Annotated in this window: 28 protein-coding genes; 18 read left to right on the top strand and 10 right to left on the bottom strand. The window is 67.2% G+C overall.

The features are described from left to right. Positions 1-31 precede the first annotated feature (31 nt). Positions 32-274, bottom strand: coding sequence for a YMGG-like glycine zipper-containing protein (locus C479_RS06990; RefSeq protein ID WP_007700005.1), 243 nt, complete (start codon positions 272-274; stop codon positions 32-34). A gap of 131 nt (positions 275-405) precedes the next feature. Here C479_RS06990 and C479_RS06985 point away from each other — a divergent pair, with 131 nt between their 5' ends. Then, entirely contained in the window at positions 406-1,173 is a 768-nt protein-coding gene (locus C479_RS06985) for an ABC transporter ATP-binding protein (RefSeq protein WP_007700003.1), read from the top strand. Between the two features lie 220 nt (positions 1,174-1,393). On the opposite strand, the gene C479_RS06980 is transcribed toward C479_RS06985, so the two are convergent. Together C479_RS06980 and C479_RS06975 are read right to left on the bottom strand one after the other, a co-directional pair. Further along, complete coding sequence (locus C479_RS06980; RefSeq protein ID WP_152415829.1) at positions 1,394-3,055, bottom strand: hypothetical protein; 1,662 nt, start codon at positions 3,053-3,055, stop codon at positions 1,394-1,396. Positions 3,056-3,291: 236 nt separating this feature from the next. Continuing rightward, complete coding sequence (locus C479_RS06975) at positions 3,292-3,813, bottom strand: archaemetzincin family Zn-dependent metalloprotease (protein WP_007699998.1); 522 nt, start codon at positions 3,811-3,813, stop codon at positions 3,292-3,294. 39 nt (positions 3,814-3,852) lie between these two features. Between C479_RS06975 and C479_RS06970 the strand changes: the two genes are divergently transcribed. From C479_RS06970 to npdG, 7 genes are all read left to right on the top strand, one after another. Beyond that, positions 3,853-4,266, top strand: a complete 414-nt coding sequence (locus C479_RS06970) for a UPF0146 family protein (RefSeq protein ID WP_007699994.1) — start codon at positions 3,853-3,855, stop codon at positions 4,264-4,266. Between the two features lie 168 nt (positions 4,267-4,434). Beyond that, positions 4,435-5,442 carry a TIGR01548 family HAD-type hydrolase gene (locus tag C479_RS06965; RefSeq protein ID WP_049907141.1) on the top strand — a complete coding sequence of 336 codons (1,008 nt, stop codon included), beginning with the start codon at positions 4,435-4,437 and terminating at the stop codon, positions 5,440-5,442. A gap of 109 nt (positions 5,443-5,551) precedes the next feature. Next, positions 5,552-5,776, top strand: a complete 225-nt coding sequence (locus C479_RS06960) for a hypothetical protein (protein WP_007699988.1) — start codon at positions 5,552-5,554, stop codon at positions 5,774-5,776. 93 nt (positions 5,777-5,869) lie between these two features. Further along, the gene (locus tag C479_RS06955; protein WP_007699985.1) at positions 5,870-7,630 is read left to right on the top strand and encodes an FAD-dependent oxidoreductase; all 1,761 of its coding nucleotides are present in this window, start codon (positions 5,870-5,872) and stop codon (positions 7,628-7,630) included. 116 nt (positions 7,631-7,746) lie between these two features. After that, entirely contained in the window at positions 7,747-8,370 is a 624-nt protein-coding gene (locus tag C479_RS06950; protein WP_007699983.1) for a hypothetical protein, read from the top strand. Between the two features lie 86 nt (positions 8,371-8,456). Further along, positions 8,457-8,714 (top strand): hypothetical protein, encoded by a 258-nt coding sequence (locus tag C479_RS06945; protein WP_007699980.1) that lies wholly within the window; start codon positions 8,457-8,459, stop codon positions 8,712-8,714. 115 nt (positions 8,715-8,829) lie between these two features. Continuing rightward, positions 8,830-9,498 (top strand): NADPH-dependent F420 reductase, encoded by a 669-nt coding sequence (gene npdG / locus C479_RS06940; protein WP_007699977.1) that lies wholly within the window; start codon positions 8,830-8,832, stop codon positions 9,496-9,498. A 29-nt stretch (positions 9,499-9,527) separates the two neighbouring features. Here the strand turns inward: npdG and C479_RS06935 are convergent, their stop codons facing one another. From C479_RS06935 to C479_RS06920, 4 genes are all read right to left on the bottom strand, one after another. Continuing rightward, positions 9,528-10,319, bottom strand: a complete 792-nt coding sequence (locus tag C479_RS06935) for a hypothetical protein (protein WP_007699975.1) — start codon at positions 10,317-10,319, stop codon at positions 9,528-9,530. Positions 10,320-10,400: 81 nt separating this feature from the next. Then, positions 10,401-10,670 carry a thioredoxin family protein gene (locus C479_RS06930; RefSeq protein WP_007699972.1) on the bottom strand — a complete coding sequence of 90 codons (270 nt, stop codon included), beginning with the start codon at positions 10,668-10,670 and terminating at the stop codon, positions 10,401-10,403. 147 nt (positions 10,671-10,817) lie between these two features. Beyond that, positions 10,818-11,156: a DUF424 domain-containing protein gene (locus tag C479_RS06925; protein WP_007699967.1), complete on the bottom strand. Its 339-nt coding sequence runs from the start codon at positions 11,154-11,156 to the stop codon at positions 10,818-10,820. Beyond that, positions 11,153-11,962, bottom strand: coding sequence for a tetratricopeptide repeat protein (locus C479_RS06920; protein WP_007699964.1), 810 nt, complete (start codon positions 11,960-11,962; stop codon positions 11,153-11,155). The genes C479_RS06925 and C479_RS06920 overlap by 4 nt, the downstream gene beginning before the upstream one ends. 137 nt (positions 11,963-12,099) lie before the next feature. On the opposite strand from C479_RS06920, the gene thpR reads away from it, so the two are divergent. The 8 genes from thpR (at position 12,100) to C479_RS06880 (ending at position 17,720) form a co-directional block, all read left to right on the top strand. After that, positions 12,100-12,705: an RNA 2',3'-cyclic phosphodiesterase gene (gene thpR, locus C479_RS06915; protein WP_007699954.1), complete on the top strand. Its 606-nt coding sequence runs from the start codon at positions 12,100-12,102 to the stop codon at positions 12,703-12,705. A gap of 219 nt (positions 12,706-12,924) precedes the next feature. Beyond that, positions 12,925-13,974, top strand: coding sequence for a hypothetical protein (locus C479_RS06910; protein WP_007699952.1), 1,050 nt, complete (start codon positions 12,925-12,927; stop codon positions 13,972-13,974). 153 nt (positions 13,975-14,127) lie between these two features. After that, positions 14,128-14,280, top strand: a complete 153-nt coding sequence (locus C479_RS06905) for a 50S ribosomal protein L39e (RefSeq protein ID WP_007699949.1) — start codon at positions 14,128-14,130, stop codon at positions 14,278-14,280. Then, a complete protein-coding gene (locus tag C479_RS06900) occupies positions 14,280-14,558 on the top strand; it encodes a 50S ribosomal protein L31e (protein ID WP_007699947.1) in 279 nt (92 codons plus the stop codon). The genes C479_RS06905 and C479_RS06900 overlap by 1 nt, the downstream gene beginning before the upstream one ends. A 1-nt stretch (position 14,559) precedes the next feature. Continuing rightward, complete coding sequence (locus tag C479_RS06895) at positions 14,560-15,225, top strand: translation initiation factor IF-6 (protein WP_007699944.1); 666 nt, start codon at positions 14,560-14,562, stop codon at positions 15,223-15,225. Between the two features lie 249 nt (positions 15,226-15,474). Then, positions 15,475-15,930, top strand: a complete 456-nt coding sequence (gene pfdA / locus C479_RS06890) for a prefoldin subunit alpha (RefSeq protein ID WP_007699941.1) — start codon at positions 15,475-15,477, stop codon at positions 15,928-15,930. A 4-nt stretch (positions 15,931-15,934) separates the two neighbouring features. Continuing rightward, the gene (ftsY, locus tag C479_RS06885; protein ID WP_007699938.1) at positions 15,935-17,194 is read left to right on the top strand and encodes a signal recognition particle-docking protein FtsY; all 1,260 of its coding nucleotides are present in this window, start codon (positions 15,935-15,937) and stop codon (positions 17,192-17,194) included. Positions 17,195-17,291: 97 nt separating this feature from the next. Then, positions 17,292-17,720, top strand: coding sequence for a hypothetical protein (locus C479_RS06880; RefSeq protein ID WP_007699936.1), 429 nt, complete (start codon positions 17,292-17,294; stop codon positions 17,718-17,720). Between the two features lie 120 nt (positions 17,721-17,840). On the opposite strand, the gene C479_RS06875 is transcribed toward C479_RS06880, so the two are convergent. Then, on the bottom strand, positions 17,841-18,398 hold the full coding sequence (locus C479_RS06875; RefSeq protein ID WP_007699934.1) for a hypothetical protein: 558 nt from the start codon (positions 18,396-18,398) through the stop codon (positions 17,841-17,843). 115 nt (positions 18,399-18,513) lie between these two features. On the opposite strand from C479_RS06875, the gene C479_RS06870 reads away from it, so the two are divergent. After that, positions 18,514-19,332 carry a DNA polymerase sliding clamp gene (locus C479_RS06870; protein WP_007699925.1) on the top strand — a complete coding sequence of 273 codons (819 nt, stop codon included), beginning with the start codon at positions 18,514-18,516 and terminating at the stop codon, positions 19,330-19,332. A 24-nt stretch (positions 19,333-19,356) separates the two neighbouring features. Here C479_RS06870 and C479_RS06865 read toward each other — a convergent pair whose 3' ends face one another. After that, positions 19,357-19,767, bottom strand: coding sequence for an HIT family protein (locus tag C479_RS06865; protein ID WP_007699923.1), 411 nt, complete (start codon positions 19,765-19,767; stop codon positions 19,357-19,359). A 38-nt stretch (positions 19,768-19,805) separates the two neighbouring features. Continuing rightward, positions 19,806-20,042: a type II toxin-antitoxin system HicB family antitoxin gene (locus C479_RS06860; RefSeq protein WP_007699920.1), complete on the bottom strand. Its 237-nt coding sequence runs from the start codon at positions 20,040-20,042 to the stop codon at positions 19,806-19,808. A 206-nt stretch (positions 20,043-20,248) separates the two neighbouring features. Here C479_RS06860 and C479_RS06855 point away from each other — a divergent pair, with 206 nt between their 5' ends. Continuing rightward, positions 20,249-21,646 carry a signal recognition particle protein Srp54 gene (locus C479_RS06855; RefSeq protein ID WP_007699917.1) on the top strand — a complete coding sequence of 466 codons (1,398 nt, stop codon included), beginning with the start codon at positions 20,249-20,251 and terminating at the stop codon, positions 21,644-21,646. Positions 21,647-21,761: the final 115 nt, after the last annotated feature.

Genomic DNA, 21,761 nt, shown 5'->3' with positions numbered 1-21,761 from the left:
CGCCGCAAAAACTGACCGTCGCTCGACGCGCTTACTCCGATTCCGTGCCACGGACCGTCTCGACGCGTTCTTTCCCACGTTCACGCCACTCTTCGATCCGGCTCTTCGTCCCGATCCGACTCTCGCCGACGAACGCGCCGATCAGGGCACCGATGGCTGCGCCGGAACTCGCCGCGTTCCGACTGAGCAGGCCGCCGATACCACCGCCGATCGCCGCGCCCATCGCCGCGAATCGAGCCCGGGAAAGTGCCAGTGTGAGTGCGTCTCGAACCATACGAGCCGTACGGGCGCCAGCCGAATAAGCGTGTGGCTCGGCGGGACAGTCAGTCGAACGCACTATAGTGCCCTCGGAGTCGATCCCTTGGAAACAAAATACCTTTTGACAGGGCGCTCGTAGCGGTTGACATGGGAACGGAGACGCCGGCAATCGAGATGGCGGGCCTGACGAAGCGCTACGACGACACGACTGCCGTCTCCGACGTGACGACGACGATCGACGCCGGGACGGTCTACGGCTTCCTCGGCCCGAACGGCGCCGGCAAGACGACCACGATGAAGATGCTGACGACGCTCGTCAGACCCACGTCCGGTACTGCCCACGTCGCGGGGAACCCGATCACCGACCGCGAATCGGTCACGCCGCACATCGGCTACCTGCCGGAAGAACCGCCGCTGTACGAGGAGCTCTCCGGACGCGAACAACTGGAGTACGTCGCCGGCCTTCGGGAACTGCCGACCGACGAGGCGACCGACCGCATCGAGCGAATGCTCGATCGCTTCGATCTGGCCGAGGACGCCGACAAGCGTATCTCCGACTATTCGAAGGGGATGCGCCAGAAGGTCGGTGTCATCCAGGCCGTCCTCCACCGACCGGCCGTCGCCTTCCTCGACGAACCGACGAGCGGGCTCGACCCGCGCGCAGCGCGAACGATGCGCGATACGATCGCCGAACTGGCCGACCAGGAGATGACGATCTTTCTGTCGACACACATCCTCCCGGTCGTCGCCGAACTTGCGGACGAGGTCGGCGTCATCCACGGCGGCGAGCTCGTCGCCGAGGGCCACCCGGACAAACTGGCCGCCGAAGCCGAGGCCGGTGCGGGCGGAACTCTGGAGGACGCGTTCCTCGAGATCACGCAGGATCCCGAAGAAGCCGCCCCCAGAGCCGAGTGAGCACGTCGATTACTGCCGAGGGGTTCTCCCGTTGGTCTCGGTTGGACTGTCACTGCCGTGGGGTGATTGGTTCGTCTGAGGCCGACTGCGTGCGAGACTGCCGTTGCCTCGCAACGTCGCTACTGGACACCACGTCTCGTGTGATCGTCGTCGCTTCGAAGGATGGGTCGCAGAGGGATGGTTGTCGTAGAACACTGCGCCGGGGACCGTTCGGTCTCGGTCACTCCAGCGTAAATCGATCGAACGCGCGAGCGGCGTAGCCGAACGAGAGGACGGGCGAACTCACGCCGAGCACGGCGGTGAGCCACGCGATCGCCGTGACGACGCCGGCGCTAATCGTCACCTCCAGCGGGGTGACGAACGTGACGACTGCGGAGGCGATGCCGGCGACGACCCCGGCGCTGTCCGTGTACAGGACGAGCGCGGCGGCTATCGGCGCCACGAGCACCAGCGTGTAGGTGACGAACGCGCTCTTCGAGGGCATCACGGCCTCGCGATTGCTCGAGACGCGAACGCTCCCGAATCGGGGGAACAGCGCGCCGATACCGGTCGCGATGGCCGGGGTGGCGACGGCCCCGAAGACGGTCGCGGCGACGAGGAAGGCTGTCTCGCGCGGCGGGAGGGGACTCGCCAGCCCGAGCGCGGCGCTCAAGACGGCGGCGAGCGGAGCGACCACGAGAACCGCGGCAATGATCATGCCGCCGACTGCTTGCCGACCGGAGACACTCGTGGTGAGCAGCGTCGGGAGCGTCCGCCCGTGGTCGCCGAGGACGTTGAGCGTGAGGAGTGCGCCGCTGGCCCAGACGACGTAGCCACAGAGCACGACCGCGATAACCGGGCTTACGGTCCCGGTCTTGATGATCTCCTGGATGAACGCCAGGAAGCCGAACAGCGGGTAGACCACGTAGAGCATCTTGATCGGCGCGCGTTTCGCTCGTCGGAGGGTCGTGACCGCGACCGCTCGAAGCGCTCGATCGCCGACACCGGCGAACAGCGCGTCGAGGCGACCCGAGGAGCTGACGTTGGCCGTCGACTCGTCTGCGCTGGCCTCGTCGGCGAACCAGTGGCGCGTCGCCATGGCCGTACTGGCGACCAATACGAGCGGGAGGCCGATCCCGACGACGAGCGCCGTCCCGACGAGTGCGACGGTCCGTGGGGTGTAGCCGGGAACGGCGAACAGGAGGAGTTCGCCGGGCCAGCCGAACGGGCTGTTCGCGAGTCGCTCGAAGAGGACCGCGACGATTCGATCGAACCAATCCGTCATGACCGCGCCGAAGTACGCGCCCCAGAAGAGGACGAACAACGCCCGTTTGTAACGTGCTACCGGCTCGTACGTCGTCAGCAGGTGTCTGATCGCGAGGCCGACGACGAAGCCGACGGGAATCGACGTGACGAGCAGGAGCGCGACCACGACGAGGGCGACGGCCAGCGGGACGACCGAGCCGGCGCCGTAGGCGAACGCGCCCGCAAAGAGGGCCACGAACGGGAGGAGTGTGAGTGCGTACAGCGCGAGTTCCGTCCCGATCAGCCCGGCGGCGACGGACCGCGTCGACGTCGAGATCAGGAGGCACGCCGGTTCGTCGACGTCACCTCTGGCCGTCGCCGTCCGGCCGGTAGCGGTGAGCGTCAGCCCGAGCCAGACGAGAGCGGTCGCGCCCGTGGCGATCTCGCCGACGGACACGCCGCCAACGTCGGAGAGAGCACCGGCAGCGACCTGCTCGCCGGCCTCCGGGAGGAAGAACAGGCCGACAGCCGTGAACGGCCCGAAGACGAACAGCAGGACGAGCGCCATGATCGCGACCTTCGTTCGATTCCCGGCGACCGCCCGGAGGCTTCGTCGGACCTCCGTGCGGGTGATCCGGGCGGCGACGGACGCCGTCACATCGACCACCCGCTGTTCGTCGCGTGCGTCGCCTCGCTGGCTCGAAGCGGTGGGACGGCCCTGTCACCGACTCCAGTACAGCGACTCCAACGGTTCATACTATGTTGACAGATACGGACAGCCAATAAAGAACGTTCGGATCGGTCCCGTACGGCCGTCGCGATCGGTGCGGTGTTTCACGACGCGTCTCTCGGCCGTCTCCGCGACGGCAGTAATCGCCGAACGGCTCCCGACGGTTATCCGAGCCGACGCTGGCAGCTGCCACAGAGGTTCTCTTCTTTGATATCGACTTTCTGTACCGTTCGGGAGAAGTTCATCACGCAGCGATTGTTGTTGCAGTGTTCGAGCCCGTAGGTGTGACCGATCTCGTGGACGACCTCTTTGCGGATGCGGTCGTCGACGATGTCGCTCGCGCTCTTGTTCGAGAAGCCGCCGTCGGAGCTGGTCTGGAGCCGATAGGTCGAGACGACGCTCCCGCTGCCGTCGAGATAGGCGAGGCCGAAGACGTAGTTGCGTCGGCGGTAGAAGATGTCCTGGGGCGTGATGGCGATGTTCTTGTCGCCGCGGCCGACGCGCTCGGCCAGCTGGATGAAACTTTCCGCACTGTACTGGCTCCGGCCGGAGTCGTACGCGCCGGTTGGAATCGACTGTCCGTCACCGATCGTGACGTCACAGTCGTACACCGAGCGCAACGCCGATGAGGCCTCCCGCTTGACCCGCGCGGACACCTCGCCGACCGGAACGATGTCGACGTGCATAACAACGGCTAAGACTGCCCCCGGCATAAACGTCCCGCCGTGGCTCGATCCACTCCGCTCGACGACGCGCTGGTCGACCGACTGTCCGCGTACGAGCGCGTCGTCGAAGTCGGGATCGGCCGCCGGACCGAAGTGGCCGCGTCACTGGCCGAACGCGGCGTCGCCGTCACCGCCACCGACGTTTACGACCGGTCGGTCCCCGCCGACGTCGACTTCGTCCGCGACGACGTGTTGGCTCCCGACCTGACCGTCTACGACGGCGCCGGGGCGATCTACGCGCTGAACCTGCCGCCCGAACTACACCGGCCCGTGGCCGAGGTCGCGACCGACGCGGGCGCGGACTTTCTGTTCACCACGCTCGGTGGCGATCGGCCCCAGCTCCCCGTCGCACGCGAGTCGCTGCCGGTCGGGACGCTGTTCGTCGCCTCGCTTTCGGGCCCGGACGACGGGTGATCGAGACCGCTGCCAGACGGCTGGAGGATCGCCCGGAATCGACCGACGGACTCCTTACCGGTTCGTCGCTTGCTGTCGTCGACCAACGAACTTCTGCCCTGTTCGTCGATTGCCGCCGCCGACCGACGAACCGCCGACCTTTATTCACTGCCCCACCCACTGGCGAACATGACCGACGTTCTCGAAGCCGACGCCGTCGTCCTCGATGTCGACGGCGTCCTCGTCGACGTGGCCGACTCCTATCGACGGGCCATCGTCGAGTCCGTCGAGCGCTGCTACGGCCGGACGATCGACCGGGCGGCCGTCCAGGCGTTCAAAGACGCCGGCGGGTTCAACAACGACTGGGACGTGACCGACGCGGCCGCCCTGTACGTCCTGGCCTCGGGCGAGGGCTACGACGCCTCGATCGAGACCTACACCGACGCCATCGCCGACCGTGGCGGCGGCCTCGACGCGGCGGAGTCGGTCGTCTCGGACGCACTCGACGCGACGGCACTCGAACGCGTCGTCTCTCGCTGGGATCGCGACCGGCTCCGCGAGGTCTTCCAGGGGCTGTATCTGGGTGCGGACCTCTACCGATCGATCGAGGGCGGCGAACCGGACGTCCCGGACCGGCCGGGCGCGACGGACGTCGACCTCGCTCGAAACGTCGACGGCACGGTCAGAACCGATCGCGGAACCGAATCGACGGCCGCTCCAGAGGATGAGGCAGCTGACGCTGCCGGTCCCGACGCGCTCCGCGGGTTCATCCACGACGAACCCGTCATCCTCACCGACGAGACGCGCGAGTGGTTCGCGACGAACGTCGACCTGGGTATCCTTACCGGGCGGCCGGAAGCGGAGGCCCAGATCGCCCTCGGGCGGGCGGGACTCGACGACCTTCCGGCCGACCGCCGGTTCACGATGGACGACTGGGACGAAAGCAAGCCGGACCCGGACGCCCTGACGACGCTGGCCGAGCGCCTCGAGGCCGAGACGGTCGTCTTCGTGGGTGATACGCTCGACGACGTCCGCACGGCGACCAACGCGGCCGACGCGGATCCACACCGCGTCTACCACGGCGTCGGCGTCCTCTCCGGCGGGCTCTCGGGCGAGTCCGGCCGGAACAAATTCGCCCAGGCGGGCGCGGTCGCCGTCTGTGAGTCGGTCAACGACGTTCCCGACCTGCTCGAGTGAGCTAGCGGCGACGTGACGCCAGAGCGGTTTCCCCCACACTCACACACGTTCACTTTCACTGCGGTTGGCTGGTAGTTTTGGTCGGCTCTGTCGAATCTCGGGCCATCAAATGAGTGTCAACCTGTCGCGGATCCTCGAACACATCGACGGTGAACTGGTCGAGTCGTCGGAGCGAACCGACGCGTCGGTCTCGGCCGGTGTCGACACGGGCGAGACGATCACGCTCACGCTGGCGGCCGACGGCCCGGAGTCGACGACACGGGCGATCTCGGTGGAGCTGACGCACTCGGAGGCACGGCTCCTGGGCGGGCGGCTGATCGAACCGACGTCTTGACGGTCAGCACGGCCGTTCGGTGTGCCATCTGGCAGCTCGGGCCCACTCCACACCGCGGTTTTACCCGCCCGTCCGTGGTAGCGACGCGAACCGATGGCCGACCTCGCATCCGGTCCGGGATCGCTCCCCGGGACCCACACCTCCCCCTGGCTGGCACGTACCGACGATGTCCCCCGGTTCGATCCGCTCGCTGGCGACGAGACGGCCGACGTCGCGATCGTCGGGGCGGGCATCGCCGGCCTCTCGACCGCGGCCGAGCTCGCCGATCGTGGCTACGACGTCGTCGTCCTCGAACGCGATCGGGTCGCCGGCGGCGTCACCGGGCGGTCGACGGCGAAGGTCACCAGCCAGCACGGGCTGCTCTACGACGACCTGCGCGACTCCTTTGGCGGGACGCGCGCCCGCCAGTACGCAAGCGCGAACCAGGCGGCGATCGAGACGGTCGCTTCGCGGGTCGCGGCGCTGGAGATCGCCGACGACTGTGGCTTTCGCCGGTGCCCGGCGTACGTCTACGGCGACGACCGCGGGGCGATCGAGCGCGAGGCGGACGCCGAGGCGGCTGCCGGGTTGCCCGCGTCGTTCGTCACCTCCGTCCCGCCGTTCGAGTCGGCCGACTGTGGCGTCAGGGTCGACGACCAGGCCTGTCTCGACCCGCGACGGTACCTCCTCGCGCTGGCAGAGACGCTCGTGGACGGGGACATCGAGGCAAGTGGTTCGATCAGCGGTAGCGGCTCCGCTGTGTCGACCGGTGGCAGTGGCGCCTCGCCGACCTCGACCGGTGACGGTAGTGACTCGGCGACCCCGGCCGGCGGCGATTCGAGCTTCGGTTCGGTCGCCGTGCACGAGAAGACGCGCGTGACGGCTGTCGAGCCCGGCCGCACGCCCACCGTCGAGACCGACCGCGGAACGGTCACGGCCGATCGGGTCGTCCTCGCGACGGGGTTTCCGCTCCTCGATCGGCTCGGATTGTTCGCCCGGCTGGCGCCGAAGCGCTCGTACGTGCTGGCGGTTCGGATCGACGAGGAGGCGCCCGAGGGGCTGTACTACCGGCCGGCGGAGGGGAGTCGCCCGTACCGATCGGTGCGAGCGCACGTCGGGACCCGATCGGGTGGCACTGGAACGGCGGGTGGCGACGAGACTGCCGCCACTGCTGGGCCGCTCGTCCTCGTCGGCGGCGAGAACCACAAGACCGGCCAGGCTGGCTCCACGTGCGAGCGGTACCGCCGTCTCGTCGAGTGGGCCGAGGAGCGATTCGACGTACAGGAGGTTGCGTACCGCTGGTCCACGCAGGACTACGTCGCCGCGGATCGAGTTCCGCTCGTCGGCCCTGCGGGCCCGGGTGCGCGAAACGTCTCCATCGCGACCGGGTTCGGCGGCTGGGGGATGACCGGTGGGACGGTGGCTGGCCGGCTCCTGGCCCAGTTGCTCGACGGCGAGGAACCGCCGATCGCGTCGCTGTACGACCCGCGCCGGTTCACGCCGGTCGCCTCGATCGGGCAACTGGCGACCGAGAACGCGGACGTCGCCGGGCAGTTCGCCACCGACTGGCTACGGACGCTCCTCGGGCCGGGAACCGTCGCCGTCGAACCCGGCGAGGGGCGCGTCGTTCGTCGTGACGGCCGGCCGATCGCCGTCTCGCGTGACGAGGACGGCGAATTGCACGCCGTCTCGGCCATCTGCTCGCACGCCTACTGCGTGGTCGACTGGAACGACGGCGAGGGGACCTGGGACTGTCCCTGCCACGGGTCCAGATTCGATCCCGACGGTCGGCTCATCGAAGGGCCGGCGACTGACGGACTCTCTGCCGCAGAGCACGAGGCGACCGGTGAGTGTACCGACCACGAGGGAGAGTGACCGCCAGTTGCGTCTGGGCGTGATATACGTGTCTCGGTGCGATAGCGTCTCGTCGCCGATTCTATCTTCTCTCGACAATCGGATAATTTATCGACCTGGGGGAACAATATTGGGGTATGACCGACCAGCCGGACGTCTCGAGGGCCAACTCCGCTCGGACTGCCGTCGCGCGGACCGTTCGGACGTTCGTCGTCGTGTTCGCCCTGCTCACGATCGTCGCCTTCCTCGGCCTCGAGCTGCTGGCAACCCGCGGTGTCGTCGACCTGACGGGGATCGTCAACTGGGTTCTGATACCGCTCGTCCTCGGCGTCTCGACGCTCGTCACGGGCTGGCTCGTCAACGGCGGCTACGAGCGATTCGACGCGGACCCGTCTGCCGCCGGCCGATTCGGCTGGCTGGTCCTTCTGTACGTCCCGTTTGCACTCCTCCCGACCAGAATGGCGCTCGATGCGTTCGGGTTCGAGTACTTCGGTGGGTCGGCGATCGTGCTCGGACTCGCGATCGTCCTCGCGGGCTGGCTCGTCTACGGCGGTGGCGACAGCCTCGGTATCGAGACACGGCACGTCGGACACGCAGCGATCGCGTCCATCGTCCTTCTCGTCGGTGGGTCGGTGATCGCGTCGACGGTCGCTTCCGGCGGACTTCTCGGCCCGGCCGAAACGGGGCTCGTCGCCGTCGCGGCTCAGCTCGTCGCGCTGTGGGTTGGGTTCAGCGGGACCGTGGATCGATTGCTATCCTGAATCCAGCGAGTCAGTCACCCGGTATCCGCGAGGCCACTCGACTGCCTGCATGGACGTTCTTAGTACGGAACGTGGAGATCCCTCGTATGCCCGACGACGTCACTACGACCGTCGAAGACGCACTCGACTGCGCCGCGGACCTCCCGACCCAGGAGGCCGTGTCTCACCTCCGTTCGGCGGCCGCGGCGCTCGAATCGGCTCGCAAACGCGACGCGATCGACGCCGAGACGGCCGACGCGCTCACGACCCGCCTCTCCCAGCGTATCCGGGCAATCGAGGAGCGTGACGCCTACGACGCCGAACTGGGGGCGGCGCTGAATCTGGACGAGGAGGACGCGGCGTAGGGGGCGCCGCAGTCGCTCCGCCATCGGGTCCGACCGCACACTGCCGATTCCGATGACAGCGGCATCGCTGGCCCGCTCCAATCGATTTATCCGGCGGCCGCCCGGATGCGGAGGTATGCGACTCGCACTACTCGGCGGGACGGGCGACATCGGCGAGGGACTCGCGCTTCGCTTCGCGCGGGATACGGAGCACGAGGTCCTGATCGGTTCGCGCGACCCGGAGAAGGCGCGCGACGCGGTCGAGAGCTACGAGGAGCGTTTGGCCGACGCCGGTGCGTCGGGCGACCTGAAGGGGTTCGCCAACGAGATGGCGGCCGACCGGGCCGACGTCGTGATCCTCTCGGTCCCGCCGTACTACGTGGGCGACACCGTCGAGGCCGTCGCCGACCAGCTCGATTCGGACGCGATCCTCGTCACGCCCGCCGTGGGCATGAAAGGCGACGAGGACGGCATGCACTACCACCCGCCGGGGACGGGCAGCGTGACGGAGCTGGTCGCTCAACGCGCCCCCGACGAGGTGCCTGTCGTCGGCGCCTTCCACAACCTCGCCGCCGGCAAACTCGCCGACCTCACGACCGAGCTCGACCTGGACACGCTCGTCGTCGCCGACGACGCGGACGCGAAGGGAACGGTGCGCCAGCTCGCCGCGGAGATCGAGGGGCTGCGCGCGTTAGACGCCGGCCCGCTCGCGAACGCGGCGGAGGTCGAGAGCGTCACCCCGCTGGTCATCAACGTCGCGAAGTACAACGAGGACATGCACGACGTCGGCGTGAAGTGGCTCTAGGCGGCGACCAGTCACTCCCCCACGATCGATCACAGTCCCCGGCCGTCGTAGGCCGCGAGGATCGCTTGCATGCGCGCTCGAACCGCCCTCGCCCGCTCGTGGTCCGGACACGGCACGGCGGTTGGCGGCCGGTAGAATTTCTTCATCACCCACGTGAGCGCGCGGCCGATGACGTCGTCACCGACGGTCCCGGCGTCCCAGGTGAGTTCGAGCGTCCCGTCGGCCGCGATCGAGACGGCATGCAGGTTCGAGAGGCCGTAGCAATTCGTTCGCCGGCCGTCGCGTCGCTCGACGCAGAGTGACGTGCCCGCCAGGCTCCACTCGCGGTCGTCTTCGACCCAGCGTTCGGCGGGTTCGGTGGGGACCAGACACGTTTTCTCGCACGGCAGGGCGACTATTTCCTCGCGATCGATGCGGTCGCTCACCGTCGCATCCACGAACGCGTCCTGGTGGTGGGGGACCGCGAAGACGAGCGCCTGCCCGTCCCGACGGAGTTCGATCTCGTGGACGAAGTGAGTGCCGACGATGCCCGCTGCCTGCGAGAACAGGTTGGCGAGCGCCGAGCGGTCCGCGGCGGTCGTCGTCGGGCAGCGCCACGTCGATTTGCTTCCGTCGCCGTCGGCCACGCGTTCGAACCGGTCGCGGACCGACTCCCACGTCGAACGGGTCTCGTCGCCCTCGATATCGAGCGACAGTTCGCCCTCGTCGACGCGGACGACCGCCGCCGTCGTCTCGTCGGTCACGTGTTCGAAGAGCGCTGTAAACGCCTCGCCGAAGTGATCGGACAGCAGCGAGTGCGTTCGGTTCAGGTCGTGCTCCATGGTCGGTTCGAATTCGCAAAGCGCAGCGCGGCCGATACGCGGGGCCGCCGGATCGGCCGTCGCGGGAAAAGACGCCGCTCCTTACGCGCCGGCGGATTCCAGCGCGTCCTCGATATCCTCGCGCTGGGTGACGCCGACGAAGCGCTCGACGATGCCGTCGTCGTTCTCGATCACGAGCGTCGGGAGCGAACGCACTTGATACTCGTTCGCGACGTCCTGGGCCTCGTCGACGTTTACCTTCTCGACTTCGAATCCGCCGCCCCAGTCGTCCTCGATCTCCTCTAAGATCGGATCCTGGGTCTTGCAGGGGCCACACCAGTCCGCGTAGAAGTCCTTGAGCGTGACGGTCATAGCGTACCTCGGAGTTCCCGCGCGTCGCGCATAAGGGTTTCCCAGTGCGGTACGTTTGCCGGCAGATGGGTGCCAGAACGGTTGCCAACGGCGATGGGTGGGAATATTGCTGGCCCGTGGTCGTCGGGGGCTTCTCCGTCCCGACGACTACATTCGCACTGACTGGGCGTGGACGGTCGCGCCTACATCCAGCACGTTCGCCTCGTCGACGATCCCGACCTCGATGGCCAGCTCGACGGCCTCGTGTCCGACGATGTTGGCCACGTCCGCCCGGACGAGCGCGTCGCGGGCGGTGGCCGGCTCCACCGGCTCCGTCCCGTAGAAGTCTTCGGTGACGGTGAGCGAGACGGCGCCGTCTTCGAACGTCTCGCCGAGGATATCCGCGTCGCAGACGGCCACCAGCGTCCCCTCCGGCGTCTCGCGTTTGGTGCAGACGACGGGCGTGTCGGCGCCGTCCTCGCTCGTTTCCCCGTTCTCGCCCGTCATTCGTCGAGGCGGGTCTCTTGCTGGTCGTCTATCAGCTGCTGTTCGGCTTCTTCCCGACGCTCTTCGGCCTCGTCGGCGACCCGTTCGGCCTCCTCGTGCTCGCCGAGGTCTTCGAGGATCCGCGCCTTCTCCTCTAGCACCTGCGAGCTGCGCATGCCGAGGCGGATGGCGTTGTCGATGCACCGAAGCGCCTCCTCCGAGAGGCCACGCTCTTGCAGGAAGAACGCGCGGTTGTACCACCCTTCGCCGAAACGAGGATCGCGCTCGACGGCGCGTTCGGCGTGTTCGAGCGCCTGTGCCGTCTCGCCGTACTCCCAGAGGGCGAACGCGAGGTTGCTCTCGGCGGTGGCGGCGTGTTCGCTCGCCGACCGGGTGTTCGACGTCTCGTCCTCGGTCGTCTCGATCTCGGTTTGCTCGACGATGTTCAACGCCTCGCGGTAGGCGCCGATGGCCTCGTCCCACTCCTCTAGCTCGGCGTGGGCGACGCCCTTGTTCGTCCAGGCCTCCTGGGCGAGCCGGTCGTCCTCGGTGAAGCGAGCGGCGCGTTCGAACGTCTCGGTCGCCTGCTCGAACCGGTTGATCTGCATGTAGTTGAGGCCGACGTCGAGGACTTCCTCGGCCTCGATGTCCTCGTTCGTCAGCTGGCGCTCGTCGAGCAGGTCCGCGATCGCTCGCGAGTCGACGGGGTCGACCTTCCCCGGATCGACGTCGAGCTCCGGCGGGTCGAGGTCGAACTCGTCGTAGGGATCGTCGAAGCCGGCGCCCTCGGAGAAGCGGTGCCGGTCGTCGCCCGCGTCGTCTGTCATGGCAAAACGTAGTCGCCCGGACGGGTTAAGACCTGCGCACTTCCCTTTGTTCACTTCTGGAACGTTCCTTTGTCCACTCCTGAACCGTCACTCCCCTCCGCGCACGATTCAAGGACCTACGCCTCGAGTTCCGACGTATGCGACTGTTCGTCAGCGTCGACCTCCCCGACGCGCTCGCCCCGGCGGTCGCCGCCGTGCAGGGCGCCTTCGCCGACGCGTCGGGCCTGTCGTTCACCGACCCCGACCAGGCCCACATCACGCTGAAGTTCCTCGGCGAGGTCGATCAGGACCGCATTCCCGCGCTCGAAGCGGCGCTCGAGACCGCCGTCGACGAGTCGGACGTCACGCCGTTTTCGGTCACCTACGGCGGACTCGGCGTCTTTCCGGACCTGTCGTACATCTCCGTGCTCTGGCTGGGTGTGATCGAGGGCGGCGACGAACTCACTCGTCTCCATAAGGCGATCGAGGCGCGGACGACCGCCCTCGGATTCGACCCCGAATCGCACGATTTTACGCCCCACGTCACCCTCGCCCGGATGGAACACGCCGGCGGGAAGGAACTCGTCCAAGACCTGGTCACCGACTGGGAGCCGATCGCCTCAAACGCTCTGGCAGCACAGTACCCGGGCGAGCGCGGACCTGTGGTCGGCGAGACGACGGTCGAAGAAGTTCGACTCACGGAGAGTACGCTCGGTCCCGACGGGCCAGTGTACGAGACCGTTACGACGATCTCACTCGGATAGCTGTCCGACCGGGTGGCCGAACTCGAGCGCACCGGTGCCAGCCGAACTGGCGTTTCGTCCGTCGACCGAGTTCGAACCGGTCACGTAATCCGACAGTAGTGGCCCCGATTACAGGGAAGCGCGGGCGTACAGCCGGGAGGATAATGCGACTCGCCGGCGTGAAGCGGTGCGCATGGCGATCTCGACACCGGCCCGGCGCCGTCGGCCGGGTGGGTCGCGGTGAGTCTCGAATCGGACGACGACGGCGATCCAGCGGCTGGTCGGATTGCCGACGTGGAGCGGGCTTCCCCAGCGGCGGATACTGCAGGGCGGACGCGGGTGTGTTCACGGCGGGCCGTCCTCGGTGCAGCGCTGGCCACGACCGGGGTGTGCGCGCCCGTGGCTGGCTCCATCACGACCGCCGGTAGCGATGCCACACTGCAGGTGATCGTCTCTTCGGGTCCGACGCCACTGTACGCCCGCCTTCGAGACGGCCTGGATGCCGTTCGAACCGACTGGACGAGCATCCACGAAGCGGCGATGGCGGCCGTCGCGGACGCGCTTGACCAGATCGAGACGTACGCACGCGAGACGGGTCGCGACTGGCTCGACGTCGCCGTCGACCGCGGGCCGTCGATCGGCTCTCCGTTTGCCACGGCGTCGCCACTCGACACCGCAACGTCCGTCGAGCGGGTCTACGACGGCTTCCGGGAGGTGATCGGGGCAGGGCTGGACGAACCGCACTGTCACCTGCTGTGCTGGTGGGGGCCGTTCGACTATCGGATCGGCTACGGGCGGACGGTGCCCGGCGACGGCCGTGTGGGTCGCGGCGACCACTCTGCCGGGTTGGCAATCGCGAACGTCGGCGCGACAGAAGGCTGGGACGGCCGCGCGGTGACGCGGAACGTGGCGATCCACGAGGTCCTCCACACCTCCCTCTCGCCGGCCGACGCCGCGGTGGTGGGCGACAGTCGGTGTGATCACGACCTCGGAGCCGTTCGCGAACCGGAACCCGGAATCCGCGAAATCTCGCCGATGGCGACCACCTACGCCGGCGGTGGGTCGGACGACCGTGGGCCGGTTCATCTGCTCGCCGATGGCCTGCTGGGCTCGAACGGGGGCACGCGCTGGGCCGGGCGCGGTTGCGTCAATCCGGCCGCGCTTCGAGAACGCGGGCCGGAAGCGGGGAACGGACCGGCGGACGGCGACGTCACCTGGCGCCACTCGACGCGACTCACCGCGGAGACGATGGAGGCAGTCTGTCGGTACGCGGAGCGGACACTGCAGTGACGTGGTCTGGGGCTCACCGACTCGGCCGGGACTCTCGGGCCTGCGCTCTAAGCGGAGCGCCTAACTCTCCGTAGCGCGCGTTCAGGGCCGCGAATTCCGCCCGCACGCGGGATGGACAAGCCTTTAAGCGAGGCTGGGTAAGAGACGGGCACTATGGGTAAGAAGTCCAAGGGCAAGAAAAAGCGCCTGGCGAAACTCGAAAAGCAGAACAGCCGCGTCCCTGCGTGGGTCATGCTCAAGACCGACATGGACGTCCAGCGAAACCCCAAGCGCCGAAACTGGCGGCGTAACGACACCGACGAATAATGAGTGCCAGTGATTTCGAGGAGCGCGTCGTCACCGTCCCGCTCCGCGACGTGAAGGCCGCACCGAACCACGAGGCAGCCGACCGGGCGATGAAGATCGTCCGCGAGCACCTGGCGAAGCACTTCGCAGTCGAGACCGACGTCGTCCGCCTCGACCCCTCGATCAACGAGGCTATCTGGGCCGACGGCCGGTCGAACCCGCCGCGGAAGCTTCGCGTCCGCGCCGCACGCTTCGACGAGGAGGGCGAACCGGTTGTCGAAGCCGAGTTCGCCGAGTAACTTGCTCCGCGCCTCCTTCGCCGGCTCCGCGTACGTCGGCGTCTTCGCGTGTGCGACGGACAGCCTCCTGCTCGTCCGACCGGACGCCGACGACGACACCGTCGCGGCCATCGCCGACGAACTCGGCGTGACGGCCGTCCCGACGACCGTCAGCGGCTCCGGCACCGTCGGCGTGCTCGCCACCGGCAACGAGAACGGGCTGCTCGTCAGCAACCGCGTTCTCGAGTACGAACGCGAGCGCCTGGCCGAGGCGACCGACGTCCCGATCGGGACGCTGCCGGGCGAGATCAACGCCGCGGGGACAGTCGTCCTCGCGAACGATCACGGGGCCTACGTTCACCCGGACCTCTCCCGGGAGGCCGTCCAGGCCGTCGAGGACACCCTCGACGTGCCCGTCGAGCGCGGCGACCTCGCCGGTGTCCGGACCGTCGGTACCGCCGCCGTCGCGACGAACGAGGGCGTCCTCTGTCACCCGAAGTCGACCGACGAAGAACTCGACCGGCTGGAGGACGTCCTCGACGTGCGCGCCGACGTCGGGACGATCAACTACGGCGCCCCGCTCGTCGGCTCCGGCCTGCTGGCCACCGACGCCGGCTACGTCGTCGGCGAGGACACGACCGGCCCCGAACTGGGACGCATCGAGGACGCCCTGGGCTACCTGCAGTGAGGTCGGTCGCGACACGACACAGTGACCCAGTCGATCGTTTTCCGGCGATACGTCACAACTAGCCGTCTACCGGCCGGTATCGCTCGGCTCGACGATCCCGTCCCCGCTCCGTCGGTGCCCAGCAGTCGATAGCTGGAAGGGAACATTCTTCCGCCTGCCTGCCGGAACGCAGTACATGAACGAAACTGCGGCGCGTACGTTCGCGACGAAACTGTCCAGCCCAGTCACTGAGAGTGAGGTGACCCGCCGATGAGTGGAAGCCAGCAGGAGCTACAGGCCCTCTCGCAGGAACTCCAGCAGATCGAAGAGCAGATCGAGGCGCTACAGGAGAGCGTCGAGGAGATTCGCAACGAGCAGACCGCCGTCGACGAGGCGATCGACGCCGTCGAATCTCTCGAATCGGGTTCGATCGTGCAGGTTCCCCTCGGTGGCGGGGCGTACGTCCGCGCCGAGGTTCAGGACATCGACGAGGTCATCGTCGAACTCGGCGGCGACTACGCGGCCGAATTCGAACAGGACGACGCGGTCGAGACGCTCGATTCCAAGGCCGACCGTCTCGACGACCGCATCGACGAGGTAACCGAAGAGATCTCCGAACTCGAAGCCGAGAGCACCCAGCTCGAACAGCAGGCCCAGCAACTCCAGCAGCAGGCGATGCAACAGCAGATGGGCGCCCTAGGCGGTCAGGGAGAGCCGGACGAGTAGGGCCATGTTCGACAACCTGAAGGAGAAACTCGGGAGCTTCCGATCGGAGGCCGAAGACGTCGCAGACGAGAACGCAGAGGAGCTAGACGAGGCGGACGCGCCCGAGGAAACGGCGGCTGCGGCCGACGCGAGCGCAGCCGAACCGACCGGCGGGGCCGACGAGCGTCCGGATCCGTCGGCTGGCGAACGGACGGCAACTACCGAGCGGGCGTCCGTTGACGCCACCGAGGGAGCCTCCGCTGACACCACCGAAGGGATGGCTACCGACGCCGAGCGGGAGCCGACTGACGCCTCTGTGGGGTCGTCAGCCGACGGCGAGTCGGGCGGCTATCGCGGGGGCGTCGCCGCTGATACTGACGAGTCCGCCTCGGACGGCCCCGGATTCGGGCGCAAAGCGGCTTCGCTCGCCCGCGGGAAGTTCGTCATCGAGGAGGCGGACCTGAAGGGGCCGCTCGACCAGCTCGAACTGGCCTTGCTCTCCTCCGACGTCGAGGTGAGTGTCGTCGACGAGATCGTCGGCACGATGCGCGACGAACTGGTCGGGGAGACGCGAACCTTCACCACCTCGACCGGCGAGGTCGTCGAGGACGCGTTGCGGACGGCGATCAAAGACGTGATCAGCGTCGGCCAGTTCGACGTCGAGGAACGGGTGGCCGAGGCCGAGAAACCGCTCGTCATCGTCTTCACCGGCGTCAACGGCGTCGGGAAGACGACCTCGATCGCCAAACTCGACCGCTGGCTCGATGCCCGGGGCTACTCGACCGTGATGGCCAACGGCGACACCTACCGGGCCGGCGCGAACGAGCAGATCAAGGAGCACGCCGAAGCCCGCGGGACGAAGCTCATCACCCACGAGCAGGGCGGCGACCCCGCCGCGGTGCTCTACGACGCCGTGGAGTACGCCGAGGCGAACGACGTCGACGTCGTCCTCGGCGACACGGCTGGCCGACTCCACACCGACGAGGGCCTGATGGACCAGTTGGAGAAGATCGGTCGCGTCGTCGACCCGGACATGACGCTGTTCGTCGACGAGGCCGTCGCGGGCCAGGACGCGGTCAAACGTGCCCGCGAGTTCAACGAGGCCGTCGAGATGGACGGCGCGATCCTGACGAAGGCCGACGCCGACTCCAACGGCGGCGCCGCCATCTCCATCGCCCAGGTGACCGGCAAGCCGATCATCTTCCTCGGCGTCGGCCAGGGCTACGACGATCTGGAGCGGTTCGACCCCGACGAACTCGCGAATCGATTGCTCGCCGAGGAGTGACGCCTCAGTCGAAGGTTTTCTCCGTTCGACGGTGAAGTAACGATCCCTTCGCTCGTCCCGACCAAATAAGTGGAGCGTACTCGAAACGCAACTATCGATGGCCGACCCTGCCGCCCCTGCCGACACCGGCCACGGTTCCCCAGGCACCTCCGACGGTGATTCTGGAACTCCGCTTGGGGTCACGCTGGTGAGTCTGCTGGTCGCGCTGAACGGTCTCCTGTGGATCGTCTGGGGCTACGGCAGCATCTACGCCGATCCGACGCCGCTCGCGTCGCTCGCTCCGGTGATCGGCCTCTCGCTCGTCCTGCTCGCGTGGGGGCTGTGGCGCCGGAACTGGATCGCGTGGACGCTCACGACCCTGGGACTGATGCTCGTCATCCTTCTGGAGACGGCTCGATTGTCCGAGCTGACTCTCGGCGAACTCCCGATCGTCCAACTCCTCCTGCTGGTGTATCTGTTCGCCAGACAAGCGGTGTTCTTCGAGCGGAACCCGTCCGACTCAGCCGATGCTGCGTCCGGGCTCTGACCCGCTCGCTCGTGGGCTCGGTTCGGTGATGGCGTCGATGGACGGACGGGCGGGGAGAACCGAGACGGCAGCGTCGATTGCGCTATCCGTCGTCAGTGGGGGCGCCGTCGGTTTTCTGGGTTAGAAGTCGGTGACTTTGGACTGGATTCGCCCGTCGTCGATGGCCGTTGGTTCCTCCGATCGGCTGGCGGCGTAGCGGGTCAGTTCGTCGGGCGTGATCTCCTCGCTTGCCTGCGCCACAGCGAGTTCCGGGAGTGAGAGGGCGTCTCCTCGACGGAGTTTCTCGCGGAGCTGTTCGACGGTGAGCGTCTGAAGGGCGACGTCGAGATCGACGACGGCCGCTCGGTCCCGCTTCGCCTCGGCGAGGTTGATTCCCTCCGAGAGAACGTGCTCGAAGGAGAGGCCAGTCTCGTCGACCCCTTCGTAGAGGAAGGCGAACGCCGAGACGAGCGCGTCGAACGTCTCGATTCCGTCTTCGCCTTCGAAGAGGAGCCGCCGGTCTCGTTCCGAGAGGTGTTCGATCAGGAGTTCGAAGTCTCGGAGCGATTCAGCGATCCGGCTTCGGATCCTGGCTCTCGTGTTTCGTTCGGACTGTTCGCTCGCGAGCGTCGTCTCGCCGCGGAGGTACGCTCGGTCAGCCGGGCTGAGGATTCCGCGGTCGCGTGTTTCACCGGACATACTCTATTTCTGATTATGATATTCGAACAGGGATATAAGTATACTCCGATACGGGTTATGGGTTCGAAAACGGTCGAAATCCTTAACCGACGTCGACCGGGTGTAGATGACACGCATGACGAACGTGAACGACGCCGGAAGTGCGGTGAGTGGGGCCGGATCGAACGGGGAGCGAAACCTCTCCAACGCTACCATCGTGGCGCGCGTCGATGCCGGGACGCTCTCGACGGTGATCGACGCGCTCTCCGCGCTGGTCACCGAGTGTCGCCTCGAATTCGACGACGATGGGCTGTCGGTCATTGCGACCGACCCGGCCGTCGTCGCTTCCGTCAACGTGGACCTCGCTGCCGGTGCGTTCGAGACCTACGACGGCGCGAACGGAACGTTCGGCCTCGACGTCGAACGGCTCGGAACGATCGTCGGGCTGGCCGATCGCGATCGGCCGGTGACCCTCGCCGTGGACGCAGGGACGCGTCACCTCCGTGTCGGTATCGGCGAGCTTCGATACGAGATGGGGCTGCTCGACCCCGAGACGATCCGCTCGCCGCCGGATCCGACGGAACTGCGTTTCGAGTACGGTGGCGGGGCCGTCCTGCCAAGCGCGACCGTCGACCGGTTCGTCGGGGCGACCGATCTGGTAGCGAACCACCTCTCGATCGCCCTGGCTGACGAGGCGCTTCGGATCGAGGCCGACGGGGACGTCGACTCCGTCTCGCTGGAATTCGAGGCGACCGACCTCCAGGCGTTCACCCCGGGCGAGGCCCGTTCACTGTACTCCCTCGAGTACCTCCGCGACATGAGCCGGGCCATCCCCGGTGATGCGGCCGTCGATCTCAGGATCGGGACGGAGACGCCGATCTCGCTCGGGTTCGAGATCGCCGACGGCGAGGGCTCCGTGGAGTACGTCCTGTCCCCGCGAATCGCGCGGAAGTGATCGGTTTCGCTTCCGGATTGTTCCTCAGCTGTTCGACCGAATTCGCTCTGCGAGCGTTTCGGCCCGCTCCGCCTCCAGCGAGTCGCGCTCGAGCGAGAGGGAGATCCCGTCGTCGCCACTGCGAGGCAGGACGTGGACGTGGGCGTGGTCGATCCTGCCGACGAGCGGGCCGGAGGTGTGGAATACGCTGAAGCCGTCGGGATCGAGTGCCTGTTCGAGGGCATCGGAAACGTGGCCGACGGCGTCGAAGACGGCTTGGCGCGTCGGCACCGGGGCGGTCGTGATCTCCTCGCGGTGGCTCGTCGGGATCACCAGCGTGTGACCGTCGACGGCCGGGCTGGCGTCGAGGAACGCTACGGCCTCGTCGGTTCGATAGACTTCGGCGGCGTCGCCTCCCCCGGCGACGATCTCGCAGAACGGACAGTCGGCTTCCATGTCAACAGGTTCGGGCGGACTGACAAAACGTTGTGGCCTCAGAGCCAGTCCTCGTCGTCGGCTTCGTCGCCTTCCTCGACGGTTTCGAGCGTCGCCGCGAGATTCCGCAAGGCGTCAAACTTGGTGGGGCCCTGACTGGAGATCCCGGTCTCGTCGTCCGCGGCGATCCAGAGGCCGTCTTCGACGGTGATCCTGACGGTCGTTACGGCTTCGGACCCATTCGTCGGCTCCTCCTCGGTCTGCTGTCCGCCGTCGGCTGTCGTGTCGTCGCTCATACTTGGTGTTCGGCTGGTTCCGTGGAAAGCGTTGCTGGTTCTTTCGGGAACTGGCTGGCTGTCCGAGCCGCTGGCGCTTCCAGCAGTCATCGGGTGGGCCGCCGTCACCGGCGACGTCGGCTGGCCCAGTCACGGCCGCCGATCGGGCCGACACGATCGTCCGCGCGAGAAAAGCCTTTAACGAGCGCGCCGCGTAGGCTCGGCAAATGGTACTCGACGATCTCGGCAGTTCGCTGCGGGGGACCTTAGACGACCTCCGGGGCAAATCTCGTATCAGCGAGGCCGACGTCGAGTCGGTCGTCACGGAGATCCAGCGCTCGCTGCTGTCGGCCGACGTCGACGTCTCGCTCGTGATGGAGCTCTCGGAGAACATCGAGACGCGTGCGTTAGAAGAGGAGCCGCCCGCGGGGACGCCGGCGCGCGACTTCGTCCTGCGCATCGTCTACGAGGAACTCGTCGACCTCATCGGCGAGTCGACGGAGCTCCCGCTCGAAGATCAGACGATCCTGCTGGCCGGGCTGCAGGGGTCGGGGAAGACGACCTCCGCGGCCAAGATGGCCTGGTGGTTCTCGACGAAGGGACTCAAACCGGCGGTCATCCAGACCGACACCTTCCGGCCGGGCGCTTTCGACCAGGCGAAACAGATGACCGAGCGTGCGGAGGTCGAATTCTACGGCGATCCCGACTCGGAAGATCCCGTCGAGATCGCGCGCACCGGCCTCGAGGAGACGGCCAACGCCGACGTCCACATCGTCGACACCGCCGGTCGCCACGCCTTGGAAGACGACCTGATCGACGAAATCGAGGAGATCGAGCGCGTCGTGGATCCGGACATCTCCTTGCTCGTCCTCGACGCCGCGATCGGTCAGGGTGCGAAGGACCAGGCCCGCGAGTTCCACGACTCCATCGGCATCGACGGCGTCGTCATCACGAAGTTAGACGGGACGGCGAAAGGTGGCGGCGCACTGGCGGCGGTCGACCAGACCGACTCCTCGATCGCCTTCCTCGGGACCGGCGAGGAGGTCGACGACATCGAGCGCTTCGAGCCCGAAGGGTTCATCTCCCGACTGCTCGGGATGGGCGACCTGGCCCAGCTCGCCGAACGCGTCGAGCGCGCGATGGACCAGACGGACATCGAAGAGGATGACTGGGACCCCGAGGAGATGCTGCAGGGTAACTTCACCCTGAACGACATGCAGAAGCAACTCGAGGCGATGAACAACATGGGCCCGCTCTCGCAGGTGCTCGACATGATCCCCGGCATGGGCGGCGGCATCAAGGATCAGCTGCCCGACGACGCGATGGACGTCACCGAAGAGCGCATGCACACCTTCCGGGTCATCATGGATTCGATGACCGACGCCGAGAAGGAGTACCCGCGCGCGATCGGCGCCAGCCAGATCGAGCGCATCGCCCGTGGCTCCGGCACCAGCGAGGAATCCGTCCGCGAACTCCTAGACCAGTTCAAACTGATGGAACGGACCATGAAGCAGTTCCAGGGGATGGGCTCGGAGAAGGAGATGCAGCGCATGATGCAGCAGATGGGAGGCGGCGGAGGCGGTGGCATGGGCGGGATGGGTGGCGGTGGCGGCCCGTTCGGATAATCTGACGGTGTGGCGATCGCTAGCTCGCTCAGTTTTGTGACTCCGAACCTGACAACCCTCGGGGCCCGATGACCCTCCGGACCCAACGACTCTCGGGACCCGACGAGTGCACCAA

The organism is Halovivax asiaticus JCM 14624 (assembly GCF_000337515.1).
GTDB lineage: Archaea > Halobacteriota > Halobacteria > Halobacteriales > Natrialbaceae > Halovivax > Halovivax asiaticus.
This window is presented reverse-complemented; position numbering and strand designations above follow the sequence as displayed.